General features: G+C 59.8%; 25 protein-coding genes and 1 riboswitch. Of the genes, 9 read left to right on the top strand and 16 right to left on the bottom strand.

Translation table 11 applies throughout. From position 1 onward, the window contains the following. Positions 1 to 18 precede the first annotated feature (18 nt). The 11 genes from J8Z22_RS12320 to J8Z22_RS12270 all read right to left on the bottom strand — a co-directional run bounded on the left by J8Z22_RS12320 (position 19) and on the right by J8Z22_RS12270 (position 10,750). Positions 19 to 1,248 carry a cyclopropane-fatty-acyl-phospholipid synthase family protein gene (locus J8Z22_RS12320; protein ID WP_252006610.1) on the bottom strand — a complete coding sequence of 410 codons (1,230 nt, stop codon included), beginning with the start codon at positions 1,246 to 1,248 and terminating at the stop codon, positions 19 to 21. A 1-nt stretch (position 1,249) separates the two neighbouring features. Then, on the bottom strand, positions 1,250 to 1,984 hold the full coding sequence (locus J8Z22_RS12315) for a DUF1365 domain-containing protein (protein WP_252006609.1): 735 nt from the start codon (positions 1,982 to 1,984) through the stop codon (positions 1,250 to 1,252). Beyond that, positions 1,981 to 3,240, bottom strand: coding sequence for an NAD(P)/FAD-dependent oxidoreductase (locus J8Z22_RS12310; RefSeq protein WP_252006608.1), 1,260 nt, complete (start codon positions 3,238 to 3,240; stop codon positions 1,981 to 1,983). The genes J8Z22_RS12315 and J8Z22_RS12310 overlap by 4 nt, the downstream gene beginning before the upstream one ends. Then, complete coding sequence (locus J8Z22_RS12305) at positions 3,237 to 3,959, bottom strand: SDR family NAD(P)-dependent oxidoreductase (RefSeq protein ID WP_252006607.1); 723 nt, start codon at positions 3,957 to 3,959, stop codon at positions 3,237 to 3,239. The genes J8Z22_RS12310 and J8Z22_RS12305 overlap by 4 nt, the downstream gene beginning before the upstream one ends. Next, entirely contained in the window at positions 3,956 to 4,414 is a 459-nt protein-coding gene (locus tag J8Z22_RS12300) for a nuclear transport factor 2 family protein (protein WP_252006606.1), read from the bottom strand. Before J8Z22_RS12300 ends, J8Z22_RS12305 begins: the two co-directional genes overlap by 4 nt. Positions 4,415 to 4,417: 3 nt before the next feature. Beyond that, on the bottom strand, positions 4,418 to 5,803 hold the full coding sequence (phrB, locus tag J8Z22_RS12295) for a deoxyribodipyrimidine photo-lyase (protein ID WP_252006605.1): 1,386 nt from the start codon (positions 5,801 to 5,803) through the stop codon (positions 4,418 to 4,420). Beyond that, positions 5,800 to 6,639, bottom strand: coding sequence for a MerR family transcriptional regulator (locus tag J8Z22_RS12290; protein ID WP_252006604.1), 840 nt, complete (start codon positions 6,637 to 6,639; stop codon positions 5,800 to 5,802). The genes phrB and J8Z22_RS12290 overlap by 4 nt, the downstream gene beginning before the upstream one ends. Beyond that, a complete protein-coding gene (locus J8Z22_RS12285; protein ID WP_028111954.1) occupies positions 6,629 to 7,582 on the bottom strand; it encodes a DUF523 and DUF1722 domain-containing protein in 954 nt (317 codons plus the stop codon). The genes J8Z22_RS12290 and J8Z22_RS12285 overlap by 11 nt, the downstream gene beginning before the upstream one ends. 126 nt (positions 7,583 to 7,708) lie before the next feature. After that, positions 7,709 to 8,737: an aldose epimerase family protein gene (locus J8Z22_RS12280; RefSeq protein WP_252006603.1), complete on the bottom strand. Its 1,029-nt coding sequence runs from the start codon at positions 8,735 to 8,737 to the stop codon at positions 7,709 to 7,711. Beyond that, on the bottom strand, positions 8,727 to 9,884 hold the full coding sequence (locus J8Z22_RS12275) for a galactokinase family protein (protein WP_252006602.1): 1,158 nt from the start codon (positions 9,882 to 9,884) through the stop codon (positions 8,727 to 8,729). Before J8Z22_RS12275 ends, J8Z22_RS12280 begins: the two co-directional genes overlap by 11 nt. Positions 9,885 to 10,096: 212 nt before the next feature. After that, positions 10,097 to 10,750 (bottom strand): pyrimidine 5'-nucleotidase, encoded by a 654-nt coding sequence (locus J8Z22_RS12270; RefSeq protein ID WP_028111957.1) that lies wholly within the window; start codon positions 10,748 to 10,750, stop codon positions 10,097 to 10,099. Between the two features lie 247 nt (positions 10,751 to 10,997). Between J8Z22_RS12270 and J8Z22_RS12265 the strand changes: the two genes are divergently transcribed. From J8Z22_RS12265 to thiH, 7 genes are all read left to right on the top strand, one after another. Continuing rightward, positions 10,998 to 11,390, top strand: coding sequence for a nuclear transport factor 2 family protein (locus tag J8Z22_RS12265; protein ID WP_252006601.1), 393 nt, complete (start codon positions 10,998 to 11,000; stop codon positions 11,388 to 11,390). Positions 11,391 to 11,522: 132 nt separating this feature from the next. Then, a riboswitch (TPP riboswitch) is annotated at positions 11,523 to 11,621 on the top strand. Between the two features lie 116 nt (positions 11,622 to 11,737). After that, complete coding sequence (thiC, locus tag J8Z22_RS12260) at positions 11,738 to 13,690, top strand: phosphomethylpyrimidine synthase ThiC (RefSeq protein ID WP_252006600.1); 1,953 nt, start codon at positions 11,738 to 11,740, stop codon at positions 13,688 to 13,690. After that, entirely contained in the window at positions 13,687 to 15,246 is a 1,560-nt protein-coding gene (thiE, locus tag J8Z22_RS12255; RefSeq protein WP_252006599.1) for a thiamine phosphate synthase, read from the top strand. Before thiC ends, thiE begins: the two co-directional genes overlap by 4 nt. Continuing rightward, a complete protein-coding gene (locus J8Z22_RS12250; RefSeq protein WP_252006598.1) occupies positions 15,236 to 15,979 on the top strand; it encodes a HesA/MoeB/ThiF family protein in 744 nt (247 codons plus the stop codon). Before thiE ends, J8Z22_RS12250 begins: the two co-directional genes overlap by 11 nt. Continuing rightward, the gene (gene thiS / locus J8Z22_RS12245) at positions 15,976 to 16,176 is read left to right on the top strand and encodes a sulfur carrier protein ThiS (RefSeq protein WP_252006597.1); all 201 of its coding nucleotides are present in this window, start codon (positions 15,976 to 15,978) and stop codon (positions 16,174 to 16,176) included. Before J8Z22_RS12250 ends, thiS begins: the two co-directional genes overlap by 4 nt. 1 nt (position 16,177) lies before the next feature. After that, a complete protein-coding gene (locus J8Z22_RS12240; protein WP_028111962.1) occupies positions 16,178 to 16,939 on the top strand; it encodes a thiazole synthase in 762 nt (253 codons plus the stop codon). A 3-nt stretch (positions 16,940 to 16,942) separates the two neighbouring features. Next, the gene (thiH, locus tag J8Z22_RS12235) at positions 16,943 to 18,058 is read left to right on the top strand and encodes a 2-iminoacetate synthase ThiH (RefSeq protein ID WP_252006596.1); all 1,116 of its coding nucleotides are present in this window, start codon (positions 16,943 to 16,945) and stop codon (positions 18,056 to 18,058) included. Positions 18,059 to 18,101: 43 nt separating this feature from the next. Here the strand turns inward: thiH and J8Z22_RS12230 are convergent, their stop codons facing one another. Further along, positions 18,102 to 19,130: a zinc-binding alcohol dehydrogenase family protein gene (locus J8Z22_RS12230; protein WP_252006595.1), complete on the bottom strand. Its 1,029-nt coding sequence runs from the start codon at positions 19,128 to 19,130 to the stop codon at positions 18,102 to 18,104. A gap of 127 nt (positions 19,131 to 19,257) precedes the next feature. Here J8Z22_RS12230 and J8Z22_RS12225 point away from each other — a divergent pair, with 127 nt between their 5' ends. Beyond that, complete coding sequence (locus tag J8Z22_RS12225) at positions 19,258 to 20,187, top strand: LysR family transcriptional regulator (protein WP_252006594.1); 930 nt, start codon at positions 19,258 to 19,260, stop codon at positions 20,185 to 20,187. A gap of 9 nt (positions 20,188 to 20,196) precedes the next feature. Here J8Z22_RS12225 and J8Z22_RS12220 read toward each other — a convergent pair whose 3' ends face one another. Further along, complete coding sequence (locus J8Z22_RS12220; RefSeq protein ID WP_252006593.1) at positions 20,197 to 21,147, bottom strand: LysR substrate-binding domain-containing protein; 951 nt, start codon at positions 21,145 to 21,147, stop codon at positions 20,197 to 20,199. A 109-nt stretch (positions 21,148 to 21,256) separates the two neighbouring features. Between J8Z22_RS12220 and J8Z22_RS12215 the strand changes: the two genes are divergently transcribed. Next, a complete protein-coding gene (locus tag J8Z22_RS12215; RefSeq protein ID WP_028111965.1) occupies positions 21,257 to 21,856 on the top strand; it encodes an FMN-dependent NADH-azoreductase in 600 nt (199 codons plus the stop codon). Here the strand turns inward: J8Z22_RS12215 and J8Z22_RS12210 are convergent. Genes J8Z22_RS12210 through J8Z22_RS12200 form a run of 3 tightly spaced genes read right to left on the bottom strand, consistent with a single transcriptional unit; the run spans position 21,839 to position 25,771 of the window. After that, on the bottom strand, positions 21,839 to 23,323 hold the full coding sequence (locus tag J8Z22_RS12210) for a hypothetical protein (RefSeq protein ID WP_252006592.1): 1,485 nt from the start codon (positions 23,321 to 23,323) through the stop codon (positions 21,839 to 21,841). The two genes, J8Z22_RS12215 and J8Z22_RS12210, sit on opposite strands and share 18 nt — an antisense overlap. Further along, positions 23,295 to 24,263: an alpha-L-glutamate ligase-like protein gene (locus J8Z22_RS12205; protein ID WP_028111967.1), complete on the bottom strand. Its 969-nt coding sequence runs from the start codon at positions 24,261 to 24,263 to the stop codon at positions 23,295 to 23,297. The genes J8Z22_RS12210 and J8Z22_RS12205 overlap by 29 nt, the downstream gene beginning before the upstream one ends. Next, a complete protein-coding gene (locus tag J8Z22_RS12200; protein WP_028111968.1) occupies positions 24,263 to 25,771 on the bottom strand; it encodes an inactive transglutaminase family protein in 1,509 nt (502 codons plus the stop codon). The genes J8Z22_RS12205 and J8Z22_RS12200 overlap by 1 nt, the downstream gene beginning before the upstream one ends. Between the last annotated feature and the right edge of the window lies 1 nt (position 25,772).

Genomic DNA, 25,772 nt, shown 5'->3' with positions numbered 1-25,772 from the left:
CGCCGAAGTTGTTGCCGCTCAGGGGTGGCCGCGATACAGCGGCTTATTGGCCACCAGATGCACGGTGCTGATGGTGCGTTCGTAGAATGCGCCTTCGCAGTAACCCAGATAGAACTGCCACATTCGAATGAAGTCTTCCTGATAGCCTAGCTTACGAACCTGCGGCAGCGCCTGATTGAAGCGCTGGTGCCAGTGCTTGAGTGTACGGCCATAATCCTGACCGATGTCGTGCAGGGCACTGATCACCATGTCGGTGTCGGCGGCGATGTGGCGGCTGAGCCGTTCGATGGATGGCAGGCAACCACCGGGAAAGATGTAGCGCTGAATAAAATCCACCCCGCGGCGGTAGGCGTCGTAGCGCTGGTCGCTAATGGTGATGGCTTGAATCAGCATGCGGCCATGCTCATGCAGGCGGGCGCGGCAGGTGCTGAAGAAGGTGCTCAGGTACTCGTGGCCCACGGCTTCGATCATCTCAATGGACACCAGTTTGTCGAACTGTCCCTGCAGCTCCCGATAATCCTGTTTCAGTAAGGTGATGCGATCCGACAGCCCCTCCTGCAGCACCCGTTGTTGCGCGTATTCGTACTGGGCGTCGGAGATGGTGGTGGTGGTGACCTGAACCTGGTAGTGGCGCGCGGCGTGGATGGCCAGGGCGCCCCAGCCGGTTCCAATCTCCAACAGGGTTTCACCGGGCTTAAGTTGCAAACGCTGGCAGATCAGATCCAGCTTGTGGGTTTGAGCCTGGTCGAGACTGGCGTCGTCATTCGGGTAGATGGCACTGGAGTAAACCATCTGCTTGTCCAGGAAGGTCTGATACAGGTCATTGCCCAGATCATAGTGGGCGACAATGTTGCGCTTGGAACCGGCCTTGCTGTTGCGGTTGCGCCGGTGCACCAGCAGGTTGGACAGGCGAGTCAGCCAGGACAGTCGTGACTCCAGCGCTTCCAGCACCCTTAGGTTTCGAGCCATCACCTGAATGACCGCCACCAGATCCGGGCTGCTCCAGTGGCCCTGAATGTAACCTTCTCCGGCACCGATGGATCCGCCCAGCAAAATTTGCCGATAGGCCCTGGGGTGGTGGATTCGAATCACTCCCTTGAGCGGGCTGTTGCCATCGCCAAATTGGTGCTCCTGCTGATCCTGAATCACCAGGCAGCCGCCCTGAAGGCGCGGCAGCAGGGCAAACAGGGTGCGTTTTGCTGTGGTGTCCAGCCAGCTGGGCGGCACCTGAGTCAGGGTATTGTCCATGTTATTTCTCCGAAGCTTGCCCAGGATGGGGAATGAAAGGAACGCGTTTTAACCACAATTTCAGTGCCTGCCAGTAGATAGAGACCAGCATGCTTAGGGTCATCATCGGCATGGCCAGCAGGGTACGACGCAGTTCGGCGGCATCGAACGCCCGTCGTTGCATCTTCAGGCTGACCACGAATGCCTTGCCCTGTTGATGATTTTCCATCTCCAGCCTGAGCTGCTCCGCGGGCGGCTGTATTCGCCAGTGGTACTCCATCTCAAGCGGCATAAACGGTGACACGTGAAAGGCTTTCGGGGTCGGGCGTTGCTGGGCCAGATCCACCAGGTAGCAGTGGCGCTGGTCCCAGGGGGTATTGCTGACCTCGGCCAACAGATACCTCAGTTCAGAATTCTGGTCGTAACAGTAGAAGAAGTTCACCGGGCTGAAATAGAGGCCGAAGCAGCGGCCCTGGCCCACAAACAGCACTCGGCCTCCCAGGTTTTCCCCACCCAGTTGCTCCACCTTTTGCCACAGCGCCGTGCGAGTCAGCCCCTGACCGTCGAGGTAATCTTGGTGGTGGAAGCTCAGCGGCGCCCAGCGATCGACTCCGAACCAACGGCTGGCATTAGTCAGCTGTGGCAGTTCGTCCAGGTCGATGGCCAGAGTGAAAAGCCGGTACCGAAAGCGGTGGCTCACCGGCCGGAGCCGGTGATGGCTGACCCAGCCGTGGTAGAGGGCGCTGTGCAGGGTCATAACGTCACTCCCAACCTGGCACAGACGTCCAGGGCGCTTCTGACCCCATCCTCGTGGAAACCGTTGTACCAGTAGGCGCCGCAGAAGTGGCTGTGGCGTTGGCCACAAATCTGCTCACGCTGTGCTTGTGCGGCCAGGCTGTCTCGGTCGAAGACCGGGTGGGCATAGGTAAAGGTACGCAGCACCTTGGCAGGATCGATGTCACCACTTTGGTTGAGCGTCACGCAAAACGTCGGGGCGGCCTCGTCCAGTTGCTGCAGGATGTTCATGTTGTAGGTGACCTGTGCCGGCAGGCCGGGATCACGGTTCAAACGATAGTTCCAGGCGGCCCAGGCTGGGCGTCGTTGCGGCAGCAGGCTGGTGTCGGTGTGCAGCACCACTTGGTTGTCTTTGTAGCGAATGGCCCCGAGTATGTGCTGTTCCTGCTCACTGGCATCGGCGAGCAACGCCAGGGCCTGATCGCTGTGGCAGGCAAAGATCACTTCATCAAACTGTGGCTTACTGCCATCGGCCAGGGTCAAGGCCACACCGTCATCCAGGCGAGTCACCGCGGTTACCGGCGTCGCCAATCGAATCTGTTGCTCAAAGCCTTTGACCATCGGCTCGATGTACTCTCTGGAGCCACCGCGAATGACGTACCACTGGGGCCGGTTGCTGACGTTGAGTAGCCCGTGGTTGTCGAAGAATCGAATGAAAAACAGCAGTGGAAAGTCGCGCATCTGGGTCAGACTCGAGGACCAGATGGCTGCCCCCATGGGCAGAATGTAATGCTCGGCGAAGTAGTCGCTGAATTGATGCGCCGCCAGGAACTGGCCCAGGGTTTCGTCGCTGCCCAGGGTGTTGTCACGCAGTTCGGTTTTACACAGGCGATTGAAGCGCAAAATCTCTCGTAGAAAAGTCAAAAATTGCACACTCAGCAGGTTGCGCTTTTGCGCAAACAGCGTCGACAGGCTGTGGCCATTGTATTCCAGCCCGGAAAGAGGGTTGTGGACACTGAAACTCATCTCAGTGGCCTGACTGGGTACCCGTAACTGCGCCATCAGGCGACGGAAGTTGGGGTAGGTGCGATCGTTGAACACGATGAAGCCGGTGTCGATGGCCCAGGTGCGGCCGCCGACGTTTACCTCGACGGTGGCGGTGTGGCCTCCCAGTGTGTCGGCCGCTTCAAACAAGGTGATGTCATGCTGTCGGTGCAGCAAGTGGCCGCAGGTCAGTCCGGAGATGCCGCTGCCGATGATGGCGATCCGTTTTCTCATTGCTTAAGTCCCTTTAAGGCGATGCTGTGCCACAGTCTTTGTGGCAGGGCACCAAACAGTTTCAGTGCCAGAGTGAATCGTTTTGGAAAGTGAATCTGACGACGGCCTCGGGCCAGATCCCGCCTGATCCGCTCGCTGGCGTCTTCCACTTCGATGCGCATGGGCATGTCGAACTGGTTTTTGTCGGTCAGTGGTGTGCGCACAAACCCGGGCGTGATCAGGCTGACGCCGATGTCGGAACCGGCCAGGTCGATGGCCAGGGTCTGGGCCAGGTAAGCAATGGCGGCTTTACTGGCACCATAGGCTTCGGCCCGGGGCAGCGGCAGGGTGCTGGCGATGGACCCCATCAACGCTAAGCGACTGCCTGAAGCCAGCTGAGGCAACAGCGCCTGCAGACAATAGCCGACGCCAATGACATTGGCGGTCATTACCCGCGCCAGCAATGCGCCGTCAAATTGGCGCGCATCGTCGATGTACTCGCAGGTACCGGCGTTGAGAATCGCCAGATTCAGCTCGGGCAGGTTCGCCAGTTGCGCCTGAGTTTGCTCGGCATTGGTCAGATCGAACTGACGGACGCTGATGTTTGGGTGTTGGTCTAACTCTGCCAGTGCGGCGGCGTTGCGCCCGCAAGCAAACACCTGCCAGCCGTCTTTGGCGTAATCCTTGGCCAACTGTTTGCCGATGCCGGAGGTGGCGCCGGTGATCACTACCCGTTTCATTGGCTGGCCCGGCGTTTTACCGCCCGGATCACCGGGCCCAACAAAGGCAACTGCTCATACAGCATCTGACCGGCATCGAAGTAATCCCGGTGGTAGTGGATGCGGTTAGAAAACTTCAGATGGCTGTGCCCGTCGATGACGACGGCTCGTCCTCCGTTGAGTTTGGGGTGGATCAGGGTCATGCGCCAATACAGGGCCGCTTCATTGGCCCCTTGAATGACGTCGGTGATCTCGACACTGCTGTGGTGGAGATTTTTGTAGAGGCCGGAAAAATAATCGGTCAGCTGAGCCAGGCCGCGCACTTGATGCAGCGGGTCGACGAATTCGATGTCGTCAGCGTAGACGCCGGCCAGTTGCGACAGCGAGTCGTAGTCCAGGTGCTGATACAGGGCGACAAACCGCTGAACCAGTGACGCGTCGGTGGTGTCGTTGATGGACGTGACCGCTGAGCTCATAAGTTAAGTTCCTTTTTTCATCACCGAGAAGCGCGACAATGCCAGTGCCCGGCTGTCACGGTAGTTCACCACCGGTGCCGGGTAATCGTCAGGGCGCCGTTCATCGTTCGGCATGTGAATCATTTTGTTATCTAAATCAGATAACTCTGGGACGTATTTACGAATGAAGTCACCCTGTGGATCGAATTTTTCGCTCTGCCGAATCGGATTGAACAGGCGAAAGTAAGGCTGCGCATCGCAGCCGGTGCTGGCACACCACTGCCAGCCCCCGTTATTGGCAGCCAGGTCGCCGTCGACTAGGTGTTGTGAGAACCAGCGCTCACCGTGACGCCAGTCGATCAGCAGGTTTTTTGTCAGGAAGCTGGCGGTTACCATGCGCAGGCGATTGTGCATCCAGCCGCTGTGTTGCAGTTGGCGCATGCCCGCGTCCACCAGCGGGTAGCCGGTGCGTCCCTGGCACCAGGCATCAAACAGATCGGGTCGATCATTCCATTGAATATTGTCACCCAGAGGATTGAAATTCTTACCTTTACAGAGTTTAGGCCAGGCTACGATCAGGTGCCGGTAAAATTCTCGCCAGGCCAATTCACTGAGCCAGGTGAAGGGCCCGGACTCGGCTTGCTCCAGAGCCCAGGGGGCTCGTAGCAGCAACTGGTGCAGGCATTGTCGCGGCGATATCATTCCCAAAGCCAGATAGGGAGACAGACGGCTGGTGGCGTCGATCGCGGGAAGGTCCCGCTGCAGGTGGTACAGGTTGACCCGCTGGTCGACAAACTCGGCCAGCATGGTGCGAAGGTTTGACTCGCTCACCTCCCAGGCGCCGCTGCTTGTGGTGTGGACCGGCAATTGAATCGGTACCGGAGCCGCAAGGGCGGGCCCGGCGCTTGGGGCCGGCAGTGGCGCCGTCAGGGTTTGCCGCAGCTGTTGCAGCCAGCGGCGCCGAAACGGGGTAAACACCCGGTACATGTCGCCACTGTCGGTGGTGACGTTGCCAGGCGGCACCAGGCAGTCGCCGTGGTGCAGGGACAGCTCGATGCCGCTGTCGGCCACCCGCTGATCCCGCTGCTGCTCGTTGACTTCGTGGTCGCGGTTGGCAAACACCCGTTGACACTGCTGCTGCTGGCAGAACTGTTTCAGTGCCGCCGGAATGTCGCGGTACCAGGGCACCACCAGGTGGTGCAGGGGTATGCCAATGGCCGCCAGTTGCCGGCCTAGCAGGTTCAGTGCCCGTTTGGTCAGATCCAATTGTATCGGCGCCACATGGTGGCTCTGCCACTGGGCCGGTGAACTGATGTACAGCGCGGTTACCGGAGCGCCGCTGGCCACCGCGGCCGTTAAAGCGGGGTTGTCCTCGATGCGCAGATCGCGCCGAAACCAGATCACTGTCATTGCAACGCCTCCTTGTGGCAGGGAACGGCCGCCAGCTCCAGCTTCTGGCTGTGCATCTGGGCGAACTCGCCAGTCAACAGCAGGCTGTGGCCGGCCTGAGTCAGTTGTCGAATAACGTTGAGGTCGCTGGCCGCCGGCTTGGCCCCGAGGTTCAGCAGCAGTGGCCGCGGCAGTAGCCTATCAAGTATCAGCGGCAGGCTGGTCAGGGTGGTCAGGGGCAGGGGCTGTACCCTGACGCCGGCCAGTGTCCACTCCAGATCCAGCAGTTGCCGGGAGATGGCAGGCGTTATGCCAAGGTGAATCAGGGCGACGGCGGGGCCGGGATTATTCTGGTTGGTCAGGGTAAACCGGGTCGACAGCCGCAGTGACAGTTGGGTCAGTAGCCAGCTGTCCAGCCCCTCGGCATCCGCCCGTGCTTGAATCTGTTTGTGCCATTGTGACAGCCAGGGCTGCAGCACCCGGTTGCTGACCAGGGAAAAGGGGTACATGGCCGTCAGGTGATCCAATTGCTGCTGCAATCCCTCGCCATTGAGGTTAAGAGCCTGAGCCATTAAGCCATCGATCTGTTGCTGCCAGTGATCGGCATCGACGTCGGCATTCGGGGTGTCGAGCAGGGGCTTGACCTGACTGATGGCCACCCCCTTTTCCAACCAGCCGACGATGGTCTCAATGGTGTCGATGTCTTGCTCGCTGTAGAGCCGGTGGCCTTTGGCAGTGCGCTGCGGATTCAGCAGGCCAAAGCGCCGCTGCCAGGCCCGAAGGGTGACCGAGTTGACGCCGGTGCGGGCCGAGACCTCACGGATCGGGTATTTCGCCAAGGTGTAATCAGTGTTCATAACGCAGTTGCATCTCTTCCGGGTGAGGATTCAGGTAAACCTGTTCGTTGATGTAGGGGTTGGGATACAGGGTCATGTAGTGCTTCAGTAGCGCGATTGGCGCCAGCAGAGGCAGCAGGCCGCGGCGATATTTATCGATGCACTCGGCCAGGGCGACTCGCTCCTGGCTGCTCAGTTCCCGTTTCAAATAGCCCTGAATGTGCTGTAGGACGTTGGTATGGGCCTTGCGGCTGGCGTGCCGTTTCAGCGCCCCCATAAACTGAGATTCATAGCGGTCGGCAAAGGTGGTCAGGTCGGAGCCGGCGTTGGCCAGCTCCTTGCCCAGGCTCTTGTACACCTGCAGATCGTGGGCCATCAACAGGTATTTGTATCTGGCGTGAAAGCGGTACAGGGCGTCGGCGCTGAGGCCTTGATGACGCAGTTGCTGCCAGTCGTGGTAGGCGAACACACGAGTGACAAAGTTCTCTCTCAGGTTGTGATCATTAAGGCGGCCGTTCTCTTCTACCGGCAGGTTGGGATGGTCAATCATGATGCGCCGGGCAAAGACACCGATCCCTTCCCGGACCGAATTGTTGCTGTCTGGCTGGTACAGGCTAACCCGCTCCATGCCGCAGGTGGGGGATTTGGCGCAGAATACGTAACCACTGAGGTATCCCAGGGTGGCGGAAGTGGCGCGGGAGAAGTCGTTCAGCGGCTCGGTGACGTCGAAACTGCCGTCGGAGGCTTTAACCCGCACCTTGTCGGCGGCCACCAGGCGAATGGTTTGCCTCGGGGTGCCCATGCCGATGGCGACCTCGGGGCAGATGGGGCGAAACTGCACATGCTGGCCCAGGTCGTCCTGGCAGAAGCGGCTCTGCTTATGGCCGCCGTCAAAGCGCACTTTCTCTCCCAGCAGGCAGGCACTGATCCCCACTTGAATGCGGTGTTGGTTAAACTTGTACATGGCCTTTCCTCATGTATAACTTTAACGATAAAGCTAGACCATAGTTGTACAGCTTTGCAAGTCTTGTACAATTAATTAGGCAAAAAAAATCCGCCAGCTGGCGGATTTTTTAATATGGATAGGGACTTAGACGTTGTCGAATTGGTAGACCGTATGGTGTTGATAGGTCTCGCCGGGGCGTAAAATCCCCTTGGTGTGCCCCGGTTGGTTAGGGGCATCGGGCCACAGGCCGGGCTCCAGCGCCATGCCTTGGTGGTGCTTGTAGCACTTGCCGTCATAGGCGGGGGTGCCTCCCAGATGGTTACCTGTGTACAACTGCAGGCCAGGTTGATCGCTGAGGAGCGTCAGCTTGATGCCGGAGGCCGGCGACAGCAGCTGTGCCCGGGTCTTGAGCTGGGCATCGTCGTCGGGCCACAGGTAGCAGTGGTCGAGACCGCCCACCTGGCGCAGTGCTTCCAATGGTTGGTCCATCAGCTCGCCGATGCTGGGGTTGGGGTTGAGATCCAGGGGATTACGGCTGGTCTCTTCCAGAGTGACCGGAATGCCTTCTTTGTCGGTCATGACAATGTAAGGCGCGTCACTGTGCAGTTGATAGCCGGTGATTGGCCCGCCGAGGTTAAAGTAACTGTGCTGGGTCAGGTTGACCGGGCAGGGGCGATCCACTTCGGCGTTCATGGTTACCAGCCATTGGCTGCCTTTGAGACGGTAGAACACCTCCAGTTGCAGGTTACCTGGGAAACCGGCCTCTCCGTGGGCACTGCTGAGGCTGAGCTTGATGCCATCGTCGATGGGGGTCAGGGCAAACACCTTGTGATGGAATCCCGCCAGGCCACCATGGAGGTGGTGGGGATAGAGGTTGGCATCCAGCTCCAGTTCGTAGCCATCCACCAGGCAGCGGCCATTGGCGATGCGGTTGGCCCAGCGACCCACCACCGATCCCAGGCAGGCTTTCTGAGACAGGTAATCGCCGGCGCTGTCGCATCCAAGAACCAGGTTTTGCCAGCGGCCATCCGGTCGCTTTAACTCCAGCTTGCGGACGATGCCACCCAACGCCAGTACTTCCAGGCGAAGGTGATCATTTTCAATCTGAATTCTTGGCAGCTCACCGACGCGGTAATGCTCCCAGGGGGACAGGGGGGTGATCTTAACGGACACGACAGGCTCCTGAACTGGCTCTTGTGCTGATGAAGGTAGCATAAAGCCCGGATTGTTGGGAAAATTCTTGCATAACTTGCTTAATAACTGCTGATTTTATAGCCGCAGGCATCAGTGCAACCACGTCGCCGTAGCAGCCTATGCCATTCATTCGAACCCCGCCTCGCTCCCCAAGAGCAGAGCGAACCACCCTGACCAGGGCATCGATGGCCGGGCTGGCCAGGGCATAGTCATCACTCAGAGACTGGTGTGAACTGGCCATTAAGCGGCTAATGGCAGGGTAATCCTGCTGCACCAAGGCATCGGCCATCTCCAGTACCCGTTGATTCTCGCTGACCACGTGTCGGGCCCGTTGATACAACTCGGGGTGCATCTGCTGACGGGCACCATTGAGCTGGTCTATGGTGACTTCCCGCAGAGTGGGCTGGTTAAAGAAGCGGGCGGCTTGCCGGCACTGGCCCTGTCGTTGTAGTTCCTTTTGCCAGTGGGGGCTGGTGCCGCCCTGAATATTGAACACCACCAGTTGTGCCGAATCGGGCAGGGGAATGCCTTGCCAGCTGAGGCTTTTGCAATCGATAAGCGTGGCATGATCCTCGGTGGCGATGGCGCTGATCAACGGATCCACCAGACTGTCCTGACGGGCATTAACCTCGCGCTTGGCCTGTTGGCTGACCTGAGCGATGCCTTGTGGCGACAGTCCGAGGTGAAACAGGTCATTGAGGGCATAGGTCAGGGCAACGCCCAGAGAGGCACTGTCTTTGAGGGCGACCCCAGGGGGTAAGGACGCATGCACCATGATGTTCAGCCCGTTGAGCCGATAGCCCCGGGCTTTGAGGGCCATCAAAACCCCCTGAATGTGATTGATCCACATGGGATCTTTGTCCGAGGTCGGTGGGAAGTGGTCCGGATTCCAGTTGGCTTGACGTGACAGGTCGTCGCTTAGGCTGGCGTGAACCATGTTGCCTCGGGTTGGGGCCAGCATTAAGGTGGTGCCGAACTCAATGGCGCAGGGCAGCACCAGACCGTTCTGGTTGCTGGTGGAGGCGCCCATCAGGTTGACCCGGCCGGGGGCGTGATAACAGGCATGGGGATCCCGACCGTATTGTTGCTGAAAACGGCGGCTGAGATCCTGCTGCAGTGTGCTCATGAGCCTGTCCCCGGCTCATGATGCGGGGGGCAGTGGTAGGGGGCCGGTAACGGTTGTCTCGGTCTCTGCCTGTCCATGTGCGATCCCAGAAGGTGAAATCAGTCGGTGTCCACCCTCATTGGGGTGAGTCTTAGTGCCTCATTGAGCATAGGGCATAGTGGCATCACACGGCAATGTTAAACCATGCTCCATGGAGCGCTTTGATGACCGGGTCAGGAGTGAGACTGGTTCAGTTTGCGCAGGAAGTGAGTCAGCGAGCTGGTGGCATAGCAGGCGTTATGCTGGCGCACGTCCGGCCGATTTACCAACACGGTGCGAATGCCAAAACCTTGGGCAGTGTCCAGGTTGGCCGGTTGATCGTCAAACATCACCGCGTCGCAGCCTCGAAAACCAAACTTGGCGGCGATTTGCTCATAGGCATGGGGGTCCGGCTTCATCTTAAAGCCGGTATCTTCGACGGAGAAGATGCCGTCAAAGCACTGGTCAATGCCGATGATGCCCATCAGACGACGGGCATAGGGAAGCGCTGCGTTGGTAAAGATGTAGCGCTTTTGCGGCAGGGCGTTCAACTGCTCGGCCAGATCCGCATTATGATGCAGTTTGCTGGTGTCGACGTCATGGGCGTAGACACTGAAATCGTCCAGATCCACTTCCGGATGGTGCTGCTGCAATCCGCGCAGGGTACCGCCGTACTTGTGGTAGTAGCCAAAACAGAGTTCGGTGGCTTGCTCCGGGCTCAGAGCCAGCTTGTCGGCAACGTAGTGCTTCATGCGCGAGCCGACCTGATCAAGGATTCCGGCATCGGGGTGGTACAGGGTGTTGTCGAGATCAAACAGAAAAACGGGGCGTTCTTGCAGGGGGCTCAATGGCAAACTCCTTATAATTAGCCGGGTAGAATATACCGTCTATGGCCCGCTCTCAAGAGATTGGCTGTGACCGGAGTAAAAATGGCAACGGGAAATCACTGCCGCAGTTGCCCTTTACCGCATATTTTCGCTAACCCCAGCAGGATGATGATGAAGCGATATGTCGCCATCTGTTTTGAACTATGGGCTATCTTCGGTAATCTTGGTGACTGGATTTTGAATCAATCGCATGGATGGAGAGCAAACAATGACCCCAATGGAGCGCTGGAATACCCTGATCAGCAGCGGCGACGTATCGAGCCTGCCACAACTTCTGGCCGATGAGGTGTGTTTCTACAGCCCGGTGGTACACACCCCGCAGCGAGGCAAGGCGATCACCACCGCCTACCTGCAGGCGGCATTTTCAATTTTGATGACGCCGTCGTTCCGTTACGTCAACAAAATCGACGGCGGCAACCGCTTGTCGCTGGAGTTTGTTACCGAGATCGATGGCATCGAGATCAACGGTGTTGACCTGATTAGTTGCAACGATGACGGCCAGATCACCGAATTTAAAGTGATGATTCGTCCGTTAAAGGCCATCAACCTGGTGCACCAGAAAATGGCCGAATTGCTGCAGGCGTCGGCAGCGACCCGCTGAGTTCGATTCCTTTGCCCTGGCGCCTCCTGCACGGCCGTTGAGTGTTGTGACGGCCACAGGGCATCGACGCCGCGATTGCCATAAACCTGAAATCAGGGGCTTGTTTCCCCTGGATCAAGTTCCTATACTGCTCGGGTCTTGTCGGAGTGCCTTAGGGCTGAGACCGCGTTGCGGAATCCGTGGAACCTGAACAGGTTAGTACCTGCGTAGGAAAACAAGCTACAGCCAGAGTGTGCCCGAGATCCCTTACAAGTGACCGTGGATTTTTCGGGCATTGCCCTGGCTCAATTCTCGTTTCAGGAACCCGTCCGACAAGCAATTTCCCCTACCTATTTTGGAGATTGCTCATGTCGAACAGACGTCATAATCGTGAACACGCCCAGCGTTACCTCGATGGCCTCAAAGGCCACCCCTTTCCCAATTCAGAAAAACTCTACCTGACCGGCAGCCGCGACGATCTGCGGGTTGGCATGCGTGAGGTACACCTGACACCGTCGGTGATCGGTGGCGACCGCGCCAACCCCATTACCCGTGATAACGAATCCATTCCGGTGTACGACACCGCCGGCCCCTACAGCGATCCTGACAGTGACATCGATGTGCGTGTCGGCTTGGCGCCGTTGCGGCGCCAGTGGATACTGGAGCGCGGCGATACCACAGAACTGACGTCGGTGAGTTCGGATTATACTCAGCAACGACTGGCGGACGCCGGCTTTGACCATCTGCGCTTTGAACAGTTACCTAAACCGCGTAAGGCCAAAGCCGGGGCTAATGTCAGTCAGTTGCACTACGCCAGAAACGGCGTTATTACACCGGAAATGGAGTACGTGGCGATTCGGGAAAACCTGGGTCGGCAGCGGTTGCGTAATGAGATTCTGACCCAGGCCCAGCCGGGTCAGAGCTTTGGTGCCAACCTGCCGGAGAACATTACCGCCGAGTTTGTTCGCAGTGAGGTAGCCGCCGGCCGCGCCATCATTCCGGCCAACATCAATCACCCGGAAGCGGAACCGATGATCATCGGCCGCAATTTTCTGGTCAAGGTCAATGCCAACATCGGCAACTCGTCGGTGAGCTCCTCCATCGAAGAGGAGGTCGAGAAACTGGTGTGGAGTTGCCGCTGGGGGGCCGACACCGTGATGGATCTCTCCACCGGTCGCCACATCCATGAGACTCGCGAATGGATCATCCGCAACAGTCCGGTGCCCATCGGCACCGTGCCCATCTATCAGGCGTTGGAAAAGGTCAATGGCATTGCCGAGGATCTGACCTGGCCCATCTTCCGCGATACCTTGATTGAGCAGGCGGAGCAGGGGGTGGATTATTTCACCATCCATGCCGGTGTGCTGCTGCGTTATGTGCCCATGACCGCAGAGCGGGTTACGGGCATCGTCAGCCGTGGTGGCTCCATCATGGCCAAGTGGTGCCTGTCTCATCACAAAGAAAACTTCCTGTATGAACACTTTGAGGCTATCTGTGAGCTGTGTGCTCAATACGACGTGGCATTGTCTCTCGGGGATGGCATGCGCCCTGGCAGCGTGGCCGATGCCAACGACCGGGCCCAGTTTGCCGAACTGGAAACCCTGGGCGAGCTGACCAAAATCGCCTGGAAACACGACGTTCAGACCATTATCGAAGGCCCCGGCCATGTGCCGATGCAGCTGATCAAGGTCAATATGGACAAGCAGTTGCAGGAGTGTTTCGAAGCGCCGTTTTACACCCTCGGTCCACAAATTACCGACATCGCACCGGGCTACGATCACTTCACCTCCGGCATCGGCGCGGCGATGATTGGCTGGTACGGCTGCGCCATGTTGTGCTACGTCACGCCGAAAGAGCACCTGGGATTACCGGATAAAGAGGACGTGAAACAGGGCTTGATCGCCTACAAGATTGCCGCCCATGCCGCCGACATCGCCAAAGGTCATCCCGGGGCACAGATTCGAGACAATGCCCTGTCTCTGGCACGATTTGAATTCCGCTGGGAAGACCAGTTTAACTTGTCACTGGATCCCGAAACCGCCCGTGCCTATCACGATGCCTCTCTGCCGCAGGAAAGCGCTAAGGTGGCGCATTTCTGCTCCATGTGCGGACCGAAATTCTGTTCGATGAAAATCACCCAGGAGGTGCGTGACTACGCCGCCAAAAATGGCAGCGGAGATCCATTGGCCCAGGTGGTCGAAGTTCAGGATGACGCCGAGATTGCCAAGGGAATGGCTCAGCAATCCCAGGCGTTTCGGGACCAGGGTGGGCAGTTGTACCATGCCCTGGGCGGCGAGGAGACCCTGGAGACGCAGTCGTGACCGGGGCCGAACAGGGGCCGCGGCCCATCGTCTGGACCATTGCCGGCTCGGATTCCGGCGGTGGCGCCGGCCTACAGGCCGACCTGCTGACCATGGCCGATCTCGGCTGCCACGGCTGCAGTGTGGTGTCGGCCATCACCGCTCAAAACTCGGTGGCCGTCACCGCCGTAGAGCGAGTCAGCAATGCCACCTTCGTGGCCCAGCTTGATGCGCTCTGGGATGACCTGCGTCCGGCCGCCATCAAGATCGGTCTGTTGGCCGACGACGAACAGATTCAGTTGCTGGCCGACTGGTTGGCCGCCAGAGACCCATTGCCGGCGGTGATTCTGGATCCGGTGCTGGTGGCGTCGTCCGGCGCCAGGCTCAGCGGCCGCATGGGGGCCGAACCCCGGTTTACCCCACTGTGGCCGTTCGTGGATGTGGTGACACCCAATGGCGATGAACTGGCGGCCCTGACCGGGCAACCGATCCCATCGCCCCGGGCCATGACCGACGCCGCCCGGGCGCTAATGGCCCAGGGAGCGCCGGCAGTGCTGGCAAAGGGGGGCCATTTCGACCTGATCCCTGGCCGCTGCATCGATCTCTATCTGGACGCAGAACGGCATTTTCTGATGGATGGCGAACGTCTGGTCGTAGACAACACCCATGGCAGCGGCTGCACCCTGGCGTCGGCTCTGGCCTGCTTCCTGGCATTGGGCTACGACCGTGAGGATGCGCTGGTGTTGACCCGGGCTTATCTGCATCAGGGCTTGCTTCAAAGCTATCGCCCTGGGCAGGGACAGGGGCCATTGGCGCGCACCGGTTGGCCCGAGCAGATGGCGGCGTTTCCTCGAGTGCCATTGGCCGGGGACGCACTGGAGCAGCAGTTTGGGTTTGCGGGCCCGTTTCGTCAGCCTCTGACCCCGTTCGCACGCTGCGATACCTTGACCCTGGGGATCTATCCGGTGGTGGACTCCGTCGCTTGGGTCGAGCGGCTGTTGGCCCAGGGAGTTCGAACCTTGCAACTTCGAGTCAAGGGCCTGGATGAGACTCAGGCTCGGCCGTTGGTGCAACAGGCGGTGGCGTTGGCCCGGCGCTGCCAGGCTCGGTTGTTTATCAATGACTATTGGCAACTGGCCATCGATTGTGGCGCCTACGGCGTTCACCTGGGGCAGGAAGACATGGTGGATGCGGATCTGGAAGCCATTGCCCGGGCGGGTCTGAAACTGGGGCTATCGACTCATGGTTACTTCGAAATACTGCGGGCGGTGCAGCTGAATCCCAGCTACGTCGCCCTCGGGCACATCTTTCCCACCACCACCAAACAGATGCCTTCTCAGCCCCAGGGATTGACGCGATTGAGGCGATACAACCGCCTGCTCGCGGGCCAGTGGCCCACGGTGGCCATCGGCGGCATCGATTTGCACCGGGCCGAGCCCGTGTCCCGTTGTGGCGTGGGCAGTGTGGCCGTGGTGCGGGCGGTTACCGAGGCGCCGGACGTCAACCGGGCGCTGGAGGGCTTGTATCACGCCTTTGAGCAGGGGCGGCCGCAACGGGAGGCGCTGTATGCTGAATGATGCCGATTACCTGCGCTTCGGTCGGCAGATATTGCTGGCGAACTGGGGCGAGCAAGGCCAGCAGCAGCTGGCGGACAAGTGCGTTGCTATTTTCGGTCTCGGTGGCCTGGGGGTGCCGGCATTGGTCAACCTGGCCGGGGCGGGCGTCGGCCGGTTACGGCTGATCGATGCCGATACCGTGTCGCTGTCCAACCTGCCGCGACAATGGTTGTACCGGCCAGAGCAGCAGGGGATGGCCAAGGTGCAGGCGGCCAAGGCCTGGGCCCTGGCCCACAATCCGGCCCTGCAGGTCGAAGCGATGGTGGCGATGGCGGAGGAGAGCGCTATGGCGGCGCTGCTTCAGCGGGTGGATCTGGTGTTGGATTGCACCGACAACCTCGAGGCCCGTCACTGCATCAACCGTCACTGTGTCGCCCTGGGACTGCCTTTGGTTACGGCGGCGGCGGTGGGCTGGCAGGGGCAACTGCAACTGGTAGATGGTCAGGGGCCGTGTTTCGCCTGTTTCAGCCCGGTTAACGATCAGGCCACACCCCGAAGCTGCCGCGAGGCCGGTGTGGCGGGGCCGGTATTGACATCGGTAGCCGGTATGCAGGCGTTAATCGCCATTCGTCGGTTGCTGGGGCTTTCGGTGCCCGGCGATCGGGTGCAGCGTTTTGATGCTCAAACCCTGAGTTGGCGTTCGTTCGATCTCGAACGAGTGCCGCACTGCCCTGTGTGTGGAGAACCGCAATGATCAAGATAGAGGTCAACGGTGAGTCTCGGGCCATTGCCCCAATGGCCCTGTCCGGGCTACTCACTCAACTGAATCAACAACAGCCCGGGGTGGCGGTGGCGGTAAACAACCGCATCGTGCCACGAAACAGCTGGCCACAGACTTCACTTCGGGAAGGTGACAGCGTCGATATTTTCAGTGTAATTGCAGGAGGCTGATGTGCTTACCATTGCCGATAAAACCTTTGACTCCAGGCTGTTCAGCGGCACCGGAAAATTTGCTTCAGAGACGCTGATGATTGACGCCTTGGCGGCCAGCGGCTCGCAACTGGTCACCCTGGCCCTGAAACGGGTCGATCTCAGTGGCGGACGGGGCGATCTCTATGGCCCCATTCGTGAACTGGGCGTCAATCTGCTGCCCAACACCTCGGGGGCCAAGACCGCGGAGGAAGCGGTGTACGCGGCGCACCTGGCCCGGGAAGCACTGGGAACCCAGTGGCTTAAGCTGGAGATCCACCCGGATCCCCGCTATCTGCTGCCGGATCCCATCGAAACCCTCAAGGCTGCGGAGCAGTTGTGCCGGGAAGGCTTCGTGGTGTTGCCCTACTGCCACGCCGATCCGGTGCTGTGCAAACGATTGGAGGAGGTAGGGTGTGCCGCGGTGATGCCGCTAGGCGCGCCGATCGGCTCCAATCAAGGGCTGGCGACTCGTGAATTTTTGAAGATCATTATTGAACAGGCCGGTGTGCCGGTGGTGGTGGATGCCGGGATCGGCGCGCCCTCACAGGGTGCCGACGCCATGGAGTTGGGGGCCGACGCAGTATTGGTGAACACCGCCATTGCCGTTGCCCGGGATCCGGTGGCCATGGCGACGGCCTTCAAGCTGGCGGTGCAGGCCGGCCGTCAGGCCTACGAGGCGGGCTTGGGTCAGGTGTCCTTCCAGGCCAGCGCGTCCAGTCCGCTGACCGGATTTCTGGGGTAGTCCATGAGTTTTTATGACCTGTGGCAACAGCAGCAATGGGACCATCTGGCTCTGAGCATCCATGCCACCAGCGAACAGGCGGTTCGGCAGGCTCTGGCACGCCCACGCCTGGATTGGCAGGGGTTTATGGCGCTGATCTCACCGGCGGCCACGCCGTTCCTGGAACAGATGGCCACGCGGGCTCAGGCTCTGACCCGCCAGCGTTTCGGTAACACCATGGGGTTGTATGTGCCGCTGTACCTGTCCAACCTGTGCGCCAATGAGTGCGACTACTGCGGCTTTGCCATGAGCAACCGCATAAAGCGCCATACGTTGACCGACGATGAACTGGACAGGGAGGTGGATGCCATCAAGGCGCTGGGCTTCGATGCGATCCTGTTGGTGACCGGCGAGCATGAGACTAAGGTGGGAATGGCGTATTTTCGGCGCGTACTGCCGCGAATCAAGGCTCGGTTTTCGACGGTAATGATGGAGGTACAGCCGTTGGAAAGCCAACACTATGCCGAGCTCAGGGCGCTGGGCCTGGACGCGGTGATGGTGTACCAGGAGAGCTATCACCGTCCCACCTATGGCCAGCATCATCTGCGGGGCAATAAGCAGGACTTTCGTTTTCGGCTGGAGACGCCGGATCGCCTCGGGCAGGCGGGCGTCGACAAAATTGGCATTGGCGCCTTGTATGGCCTGGCCGATTGGCGGGTGGAAGCGGCCATGGTCGCCCTGCATCTGGACTATTTGCAGCGCCGCTATTGGCGCAGTCGCTATTCGGTTTCCTTCCCCAGACTGCGTCCCTGTACCGGCGGTGTCGAACCGGTGAGTCCTGTGGGTGAGCGGGAGTTGTTGCAGTTGATCTGTGCCCTGCGGTTGTTTGGTCCGGAGTTGGAGTTGTCGCTGTCGACCCGGGAATCCGCCAGTTTCAGGGACAACGTGATGACTCTGGGGCCGACCACCATGAGTGCCGGGTCCAGCACCCGGCCTGGCGGCTATGCCGACGCCAGCGAGGATCTGGCCCAGTTTTCCATTGATGATGCCCGGTCACCAGAACGGGTGGCCAGTGCCATTGAGGCAGCCGGGCTGACGCCGGTGTGGAAGGATTGGGACCGGGCGTTGACCGGACATTAAAACAAGGCGCCATGGGCGCCTTTTTCATTTGTCTGAGGAAACTTTAATCCTCAAACCCCTCGAGCACTATTTTGCCCTTGGCGGTGCCCGACTCCAGCAGGGTATGAGCCCGGTGCAGGTTGGCCACCGAGATGGAACCAAAGTGGGCATCGGCGGTGCTGATCACCGCGCCGGACTCCACCAGGTCCGCCACCTTGTTCAGCAACTGTTGTTGCTTGACTCTGTCCGCAGTCGAAAACAGCGAGCGGGTAAACATAAACTCCCAGTGCAATGAGATGCTCTTCTGCTTAAAGGGCATGATGTCCAGGCTGGGGGCGTCGTCGATCAGTGCCAGTTGTCCCTGTGGCGCGATCAGCTTGGCAATCTCTGGCCAGTGGTGTTCGCTGTGGGTCAGGCTGACGACGTCGGTGACCCCGTCGATGCCGGCCTCGGCCAGTGCCTCGGACAGTGGCTGGCGGTGATCGATAACCGCATCCGCCCCTAAGCGCTTGACCCAATCCTGGGTTTGCGGCCGAGACGCGGTTGCGACAATTCGAATGTCGGTTAGGTGGTTGGCCAGTTGCAGCAGGATCGAGCCAACGCCACCGGCGGCGCCGATGACCAGCAGGGTCCGCTGACTGAGATCGGCGTTGGGATCCAGTTTCAGCCGGTCGAACAGGATCTCCCAGGCGGTGATGGTGGTCAGGGGCAGGGCGGCGGCCTGAGCAAAACTGAGGTTAGCGGGTTTGCGACCAACCAACTCCTGGTGCACCAACTGGTATTCGGCGTTGCTGCCCGGGCGGGTCAGATCGCCGGCGTACCACACTTGATCGCCCACCTTAAAGTCGGTCACCTTATCGCCAATGGCGACCACTTCCCCCGCAGCATCCCAGCCGAGGATCTTATAGCCGTCATTGAGGCCGTCGACGCCGCCGGCCCGCTGGCGAACCTTGGTGTCCACCGGATTGACCGAGATGGCGTGCACGCGAACCAGCAGATCGTCGCCGCTGGCGCCGGGCATGGGCAGTTCAATGGATTGCAGCTGGGTGCTGCTGCTCAGTGGATGGGGCTGACGGTATCCGATGGCTTTCATGGGGGCTCTCCGCTATTCAAATTAATGCCGTAGCCGCTGGGCTTCGGCACGCTGAACTCAGTCTATTTGACGCCGTATGATTGAAAAACTAGCATTGGCCATCATCTCTTTAAAATAAAATTTGAAAATGAAGGCTCTGCAGGATCTGACCTTGTTCATGAAAACGGCCCAACTGGGCAGCCTGTCGGCGGCAGCGCGACAACTGGCATTAACGCCGGCGGCAGTCAGTGCGGCGGTCAAACGGTTGGAGACTGAACTCAACACCGTGTTGTTCGTTCGCTCCACCCGCAGCCTGCGCCTGACCCCGGAGGGAGAGCGGTTTCTGATTCAGTGTCAGCACGGGGTCGAGGTACTGGAGGCCGCCGCCGCCGAGTTACAGTCTGAAGCCCATGGTCTTAGCGGCTTGATGCAGCTGTCGATGCCCTCGGGCCTGGGGCGGAACCGGTTACTGCCGCTGCTGGATCAGTTTCAACGTGAACACCCCAAATTACAGGTGCGGATACAGATGACGGATCGGCTGGCCAATGTGTATGCGCAGCCGGTGGACCTGGCGCTTCGCTACGGAATTCCGGAAGATTCCAGTTTGGTCGCGTTGCCGGTCGTGAAGCAAAACCGCCGAGTGTTGTGCGCCTCACCGGAGTATCTGCGTCGCCATGGTCAGCCACAGAGTCTGGAGCAGTTGGCAGACAGAAACTGTCTCTGTTTCATGTTGGGCGAGTCCCACTACGATCGCTGGCGGTTTTGGCAGCAGGGTCAGTTACGGGAGATCAAAGTCTCTGGTAATCGCAGCAGCGATGACGGCGATGTGGTGCATCGCTGGGCGCTGATGGGGGCGGGCATCGCCTATAAGTCGAGGCTGGATGTGGCCGAGGATCTGCGCGCTGGTCGATTGCTGGAGATAGCCGGTCCCTGGCTCGGTGAACCGGCGCCGCTGAATCTGGTCTGTCCCGATCGCCGCCGCCTCAGCCCGGCGGTGCGTCAGTTACATCAATGGTTGATTGACGGCCTCGGCGATCAGCCGCAGAGCGGTGAGGACTCGGTTTTGCTCGGTGTGTAACCCTGCGGCTCAGGGGCCAAAGTCCGGTCCTCGAGCCGAGACAGGGGTGCCGACGATGGGGTGAGAACTGGTCAGGGGGCTGCATTGCTGTAGGATTTCGGCGAAGCGTTTTCCGGCCGGCCCCAGGTTGTCCGGGTTGGGGATCACCAGAGTCAGAGGAATCAGGTGTTTTTCCACACTGGAGTGCAGCGACACCAGATCGCCGTTGGTCAATGCCTCGGCAACCATGTGATCCGGTATCCAGCAGAAGCCTACGCCCTGCTTGAGAATGTCGATGGCATCGAAAAAATGGCTAACGGTCCAACGCTCCTTGGCCTTGAGCCAGCCCACATCTTTGTCACTGTCGCGGGCGGCGGTACCGGTGTCCCGAATCACGATCTGCAATTCGCGCTCCAGTCGCCCGGAGTCCACTTCCTGTTCCCGGGTCAGCGGGTGATTGGGATGACAGCAGAGGATCATCTTGATCATCGCCAGTGGCGTGCCCAGATGGCCGGGGGGCACATGGCCGGTGATCACCAGGTCGGCACTGCGGCTGCTAATGGCATCGCTGCTGCCGCTGATGATGTTGTCGATGACGGTCACTCGAGTACCACGGCTTTCCGGATAGAAGCGGGACAGGGCATCAAACAGGTACTGGGATGGGTAGATGCTTTCGCGGGAGATGATCAGCTCATGTTCCCAGCCTTGCTCCATGTTATTGGCCAGTTGCTCCAGCTGCTCGATCTGTTGAGTCAGTTGCCTGGAACGGCGTAGCAGTACCTTACCTTCATCGGTGAGCTCCGCTTTACGCCCCTTGACCCGCAGCAACTGCACGCCCAACTGCTGTTGCAGTTTGGCGACGGCGTGGTTGAGGGAGCTCTGGCTTTTATTCAGGGCGGCGGCGGCGTGGGCGTAACCGCCATAATCCACCACGGCCTGAAGGATGCGCCACTGCTCCAGGGTCGAATGAGGCCGGTACATAGTTCTAATCCTTAGATAGGTTTGACCGATATTATGCAATTTTATTTCTGTTTCTTGCAATTAATATAGTCATCAATCCCATTGAGATACCGATTAAGGATACCAGACCATGAAAACCCTGTTGATTGTCGATGCCAGCCCTAACTCTGCCACGTCCAACACCCGTAAACTGACGGCCGCCTATGCCGATGCCTGGTTGGCCTCCAACCCGGGCAGCCGGGTTATTCGCCGTGATGTCAGCGGCGATGCCGTGGCCCAGCTGAGCCAGGATACCATTGGCGCCTTTTACACCCCGGAAGACCAGCGCAGCGAGGCGCAGCAGCAGGCCGTGGCTCAATCCGACGAGCTGGTGGATGAGCTGTTTGCCGCCGATGAAGTGGTTCTGGGTTCGCCGATGCACAACTTTTCTGTCACGGTCGGCATGAAGTCCTGGGTGGATCAGATCTGTCGCGTCGGTCGCACCTTTAACTACACCGAGCAAGGGCCAAAAGGGGAGCTGGCCGGACGCAAGGCGGTGATTGTCGCCTCCAGCGGTGGTAACTACGCCGATGGCACCCCGATGGCGCACCTGAACCACAACGACACCTATCTGAAGACGGTACTGGGTTTTGTTGGCATTACCGATGTATCTCTGGTCTCTGCCGGCGGGGTGGCCATGGACGCCGCTGTGGTTGACCAGGCCCAGGAGCAGTTACTGGCGCTGGTGTAAACCCACTCCCAGGGCGTCCAACGTGGACGTCATGGGCTGGTGATTGGTGTCGACATAGAGTTGCCGCCACAGCTGTGAGCCACTGAGTTGGCCCTGCTGCCACCGACTGATGAGCTGAGCCGCCAATTGGCGGCTCAGCTGTTTGCGGTACAGCAGCGGTCCCTGGCGGATCAGTTGCGGACGGGAGTTCCACCAGCGCCAGTGTGACGGCGCCGGGTGATGAAAATAGTGCTGAAACAGCCGGGATTGGGCCTGCATTAACCCGGCTTCATCGAGATTATCCTGGCGCCAGACCACCAGCGCCATCTCGGCGTCAAACAATTCGCTGGCCTGAAACCCCTGGGGCGTCGCCGGAGGCAAGGGGCCCAATGGGGCACTGAACGAGGCGCTGTGGGCCAGCGCTTCGCCAAGGGCGGCGGTCAGTCCCTGTAGATCCGCTTCCCACCGTTGGCCCTGGTGGGTTGCCAATGGCTGGCCGGCCAGGGCATACAGCGCCTGAGATTGGCGGGCCAGCAGTTGCTCGACGTGGCTGAAGCGCCACTTGGTCTTGCTGCGATAGACCACCTCGGCGACACCAAAATGGTGGCCGACGATGTGCCGTTGAATCACTCTCAGTTCGGTGCGCTTGCCCGGGGTCAATGTTACCACCCCCAGGTAACGGCGCTGATCCCACACTTGCCAGCTGCCATTATCGAGCTTGGCCAGAGTCAGCCCCAGGGTTGCGGTCAGGGCTTGCAACGCGGCCTGGCTCAGCTGAGCGGGATTGAGGTTGCGGTAGCGGGGGACCGCATGGGGTTGCCAGGGCAATTCCGCCTGTGATACCGGCAACGATTGCAGCCAGCGCGACACTTTCTGTGGCGAGTCCAGGTAGTTACCCGCCAGCGCATGCTCAACACTGTCGCTGTAGCCTTGTGACTTGGCATGGTCGCTGGCGGCCTGCAGAATGCGATCCAGCAGCAGTCGGGTGTCGTTGCCGCCGCGATTCTCCCAGCCGAGCCATACGTACTGGCTGCAGCGCTCGCCGGGGCTTTGGTACAGGTAACGGCCAACATCCTGACGTCGCAGTGGCAGCAGTGCCGGTTGCGGATCCGTCGCTTCATCCAGTTGGCAGTCAACCCGATCCAGTCGCAGTTGCCGTTTGCTGGCGGTGGTCAGATTCAGGTAGGCCGCCTCGGCGGTCAATTGGGTCACCGGTTGACTGGCTTGGTGGTCCAGCGTCGCCAGCGCTTTGCTGGCCAGGTGATGACACTGAGCCAGCTCTTGCGCTCGCGACGGTGCGGCGCGCAGTTGATCGGTCAGTTGTACCAGTTGGGCCAGATAACGCTGCTGTTGAATGACGCTGTTGGACTCGGGCGGGGTAATCAGTTGTTGACACAGATCCAGGGTAGTGCCGGCAAGCCCCGAGGGGCTTACCAGCAATCCGATCAGAATCAGTGCGCTAGGCGGTCTGATCCAATTGGCGTTCACGGCCAAACCACTCCTTGGAACGGGCAATTCGAGTGGCCACATCCACAGGATGGGCGGGCAGTGATTCGACTTGTTGCAGCCGTGGTAACAGGCCTTCCCCGTTGGCGATCTGAATCGCCAACCCAGGGCGGGCGTTGAGTTCCAGCAGCAGAGGACCCCGTTCGGTGTCCAGTACCATGTCGGTGCCCAGGTAGCCCAGGCCGGACATCTCGTAGCATCCGGCGGCCAGGGTCAGCAACCGATCCCAGTGGGGAACCGCCATGTCGGACAACCGTTTGTTGGTGTCCGGGTGGTGGGTCACCGGTTGGTCAAACTGCACCGCCCTCAGGGCTCGTCCGGTGGCGATGTCGATGCCGACCCCGACGGCGCCCTGGTGCAGGTTGGCTTTGCCGTCTGAGGCGGCAGTGGACAGGCGCAGCATCCCCATCACCGGGTAGCCTTTGAAGACAATCAGCCGAATGTCCGGCACCCCTTCAAAGGAGTAGCCTTCAAACACCGGGTCAAATTGAATCAGGGCCTCGATGACCGCCACGTCATTTTTGCCGCCGAGGCTGAACAGCCCCGCCAGGACGTTGGAGACATGGCGTTCCATTTCGGCCAGGGTGACTTCGTCGCCGGAGGGCTTGAAATACCGGCCTTCCGAGACCTTGGTGATCACCAAAATCCCCTTGCCGCCGGAACCCTGGGCCGGCTTGATGCAGAAGCCGGCGAAGCCGCGAATGCGGTTGGTCAGGTCTTTAATTTCGTGCTGCTGACCGATCACCGAGATCAGATCAGGCACGTCGATGCCGCCCTTCATGGCAATCTGTTTGGTGCGCAGCTTATCGTCCACCAGTTTGTACAGCGAGCGCGGGTTATAGCGGCCGATGTAGGAGATGTTGCGTTGGTTCATCCCCATGATGCCTTTGGTTTTCAGCTTGGATGGGTGACAAAACAGCATCAGTCGTCTCCTGCCAGAGGCTTAAAGCGGCGCAGTTCCAACAGGCGGTAACCGGTGTATTGGCCCATCATCAGCACCCCGGCCAGAATCACCAGGTGAATGCCCAGGAAGTTGAACACCCAATGCTGCACCAGTGGCGCGACCATGCACAGGTAGGTGATGGTGGCGACCAGCAGGCTGCCGCCGCCCTGAATGGCGACCTCTTTAGGGCCTTCCTCTTCCCACAGGATCGACATCCGCTCGATGGTCCAGGCCAGGATGATCATCGGGAAGAAGGTAATGGTCAAACCTTCGGTTAATCCGAGGTTGTAGGCCAGTACGGTGAAGCCGGCGATGATCCCCAGCACCACGATCACCACCGCACTGATCCTCGATATCAACAACAGGTTGAGGTTGGAGAGGTAGCCGCGAATGTACAGGCCGACGGCAACAATCAGCAAGAAGCCAATCAAGCCGGTGAGCAGGGTGGTTTGGATGAACGCCAGCGCGATCAGCACCGGCATAAAGGTGCCTGAGGTTTTCAGTCCCACCAGCACACGCAGGAACACCACCACCAGCACGCCGATGGGCACCAGCATCAGGCCTCGAATCAGGCTCTGCTCTTCCAGAGGCAGCGAGTACAGCGAGAACGACGCCAGCCCTTTGGCGCTCATCATATCCAGAGCGGTGGCCATTGCCGGACGGGTATCACGAATGATGGAGAAGGTCACGGTGGAGTTGGCGGCGCCGGTAATGTCCAGAACTGAGGCGCTGGAGCGTTGCCACAGCAGCATGTTCTCTTCGCGGCCACTGGTGCCGGTCAGGGGATCAAACAGGTGCCAGGCTCCGTCGTCATACACTTCGACGATGGGTACCAACGACTGACGGCGACGACCGTCTTCCAGGCGCAAACCGTGGCCGACCCGGGCTGGAATCTTGGCGGAGTGCAGCAGCTGCACCATCAGATCTTCCGGCTTGTAGTGACTGAGCAGCAGGGCCACATTCTGAGCCTGTTCGGTATCGGACAGCATCTTGGCAATCTGCTGAGCGTAGGACAGGTTGGTGGCGCTGCGGCTCCAGGCCAGATCGATCAGGGCCTGGGCGGCGGTGTCCACACCTTCGGCCCAGGTCTCTGCCTGTGGCTCTGACGGTGGGACTGATTCGGCCAGACCGGAACGGCCGCTGGCCACCAGGTTGGCGGTGAAGTACAGCTCCTGCTGTCCCATGGCTTCCCGCTTGGTCCACACCGCGCGGCGGGCTTGCTGTTGACGGGCAACCGTCAGGCCATAGCCTGGAGAGGCGGCGCTTTCAGACAGGATCTCAAAGCCGGGATCTTCAGGCAGGGCCAGGGACACCTCAATGGGCTGGCCATTCGCCTGAAACGCAACCCGCGCTTCTACGGTCCAGTTGGTGGTCTGGGCGCCGGGAAACAGGGGGATGCCGTCGACGACGTGGCGGTAGATCGAGGAGCCGATGCCCAAGGACAGCAGCAACGCGACCAGGAAGTAGAAGGGTTTCTTAGAGGCCATT

The organism is Ferrimonas sp. SCSIO 43195, assembly GCF_023716685.1.
GTDB classification, from domain to species: domain Bacteria; phylum Pseudomonadota; class Gammaproteobacteria; order Enterobacterales; family Shewanellaceae; genus Ferrimonas; species Ferrimonas kyonanensis.
Note: the sequence above shows the minus strand (reverse complement) of the source record. Positions and strands in the feature narration are given on the sequence as shown.

Coding starts and splice junctions, on each gene's coding strand:
- J8Z22_RS12320 (WP_252006610.1), bottom strand. CDS start 1,248: ATGGACAATACCCTGACTCAGGTGCCGCCCAGCTGGCTGGACACCACA.
- J8Z22_RS12315 (WP_252006609.1), bottom strand. CDS start 1,984: ATGACCCTGCACAGCGCCCTCTACCACGGCTGGGTCAGCCATCACCGG.
- J8Z22_RS12310 (WP_252006608.1), bottom strand. CDS start 3,240: ATGAGAAAACGGATCGCCATCATCGGCAGCGGCATCTCCGGACTGACC.
- J8Z22_RS12305 (WP_252006607.1), bottom strand. CDS start 3,959: ATGAAACGGGTAGTGATCACCGGCGCCACCTCCGGCATCGGCAAACAG.
- J8Z22_RS12300 (WP_252006606.1), bottom strand. CDS start 4,414: ATGAGCTCAGCGGTCACGTCCATCAACGACACCACCGACGCGTCACTG.
- phrB (WP_252006605.1), bottom strand. CDS start 5,803: ATGACAGTGATCTGGTTTCGGCGCGATCTGCGCATCGAGGACAACCCC.
- J8Z22_RS12290 (WP_252006604.1), bottom strand. CDS start 6,639: ATGAACACTGATTACACCTTGGCGAAATACCCGATCCGTGAGGTCTCG.
- J8Z22_RS12285 (WP_028111954.1), bottom strand. CDS start 7,582: ATGTACAAGTTTAACCAACACCGCATTCAAGTGGGGATCAGTGCCTGC.
- J8Z22_RS12275 (WP_252006602.1), bottom strand. CDS start 9,884: ATGAGCACACTGCAGCAGGATCTCAGCCGCCGTTTTCAGCAACAATAC.
- J8Z22_RS12265 (WP_252006601.1), top strand. CDS start 10,998: ATGACCCCAATGGAGCGCTGGAATACCCTGATCAGCAGCGGCGACGTA.
- thiC (WP_252006600.1), top strand. CDS start 11,738: ATGTCGAACAGACGTCATAATCGTGAACACGCCCAGCGTTACCTCGAT.
- J8Z22_RS12250 (WP_252006598.1), top strand. CDS start 15,236: ATGCTGAATGATGCCGATTACCTGCGCTTCGGTCGGCAGATATTGCTG.
- thiS (WP_252006597.1), top strand. CDS start 15,976: ATGATCAAGATAGAGGTCAACGGTGAGTCTCGGGCCATTGCCCCAATG.
- thiH (WP_252006596.1), top strand. CDS start 16,943: ATGAGTTTTTATGACCTGTGGCAACAGCAGCAATGGGACCATCTGGCT.
- J8Z22_RS12230 (WP_252006595.1), bottom strand. CDS start 19,130: ATGAAAGCCATCGGATACCGTCAGCCCCATCCACTGAGCAGCAGCACC.
- J8Z22_RS12225 (WP_252006594.1), top strand. CDS start 19,258: ATGAAGGCTCTGCAGGATCTGACCTTGTTCATGAAAACGGCCCAACTG.
- J8Z22_RS12220 (WP_252006593.1), bottom strand. CDS start 21,147: ATGTACCGGCCTCATTCGACCCTGGAGCAGTGGCGCATCCTTCAGGCC.
- J8Z22_RS12215 (WP_028111965.1), top strand. CDS start 21,257: ATGAAAACCCTGTTGATTGTCGATGCCAGCCCTAACTCTGCCACGTCC.
- J8Z22_RS12205 (WP_028111967.1), bottom strand. CDS start 24,263: ATGCTGTTTTGTCACCCATCCAAGCTGAAAACCAAAGGCATCATGGGG.
- J8Z22_RS12200 (WP_028111968.1), bottom strand. CDS start 25,771: ATGGCCTCTAAGAAACCCTTCTACTTCCTGGTCGCGTTGCTGCTGTCC.